The organism is Pseudomonas sp. ES4, from assembly GCF_050586665.1.
In the GTDB taxonomy this organism is placed as follows: Bacteria; Pseudomonadota; Gammaproteobacteria; order Pseudomonadales; family Pseudomonadaceae; genus Aquipseudomonas; species Aquipseudomonas frederiksbergensis.
Genome location: NZ_JBOBDO010000062.1, coordinates 1 through 615 on the forward strand (window position 1 = coordinate 1; position 615 = coordinate 615).

General features: G+C 62.6%; 1 pseudogene. It reads right to left on the reverse strand.

The annotated features are described in order from the left end of the window. Positions 1-615, reverse strand: a pseudogene (locus ACQ4OB_RS27835) (type IV secretion protein Rhs); the annotation flags it as partial.

Here is a 615-nt window from a genome sequence, read left to right on the forward strand (position 1 = left end):
TCCACACCGCTTGACCGCGGTACCGCGCCTGCAGGAAACCGTTGCGGTATTCGTAGGCCGTTGGCTCGTCTTCCGGCGGAATCAGCGCGATCAGCCGTCCGACTTCGTCGTAACGGTATTCGGTGACGGCGCCGAGCGGGTCCTGCTCGGCAATCAGCCGGCCGTGGTCGTCGTAAGCCTTGAGGTGTTCGCCGCCGTCCAGCTCGACCTTGCGCACCAGCCGCGCCCGGTCGTCGTGGACGTAAACCTCTTTACTGCCATCGATGTTCTGGACGGTGACACTGCCCTGGTCATCCCAGACGTAACGCGCGTCCATTTGCGCAAACGACGCCCAATGCCGGACACATCGGGCCGCCTTACCGGACCTTTCCCACTCCCAGAAGAAACTCGCCCCACCGGCCAACTGCCGCTGCAGGATGACGTGCTGATCGTCGTAGTCGTAGCGCTCGCTTTCGCCAGCGGCATTGGTGGCTTCGATCAAGCGATGACGAGCGTCGTAGCGGTAGGCAACCAGTGTTTGCTCGGTACGCCAGGCGTCTTCCAGGGTGTCGGCGGGCTGAAAACGCTGATAGTCGATGGCGAGCAAATGGCTGCGGTCATAGCGCAACAGATGGC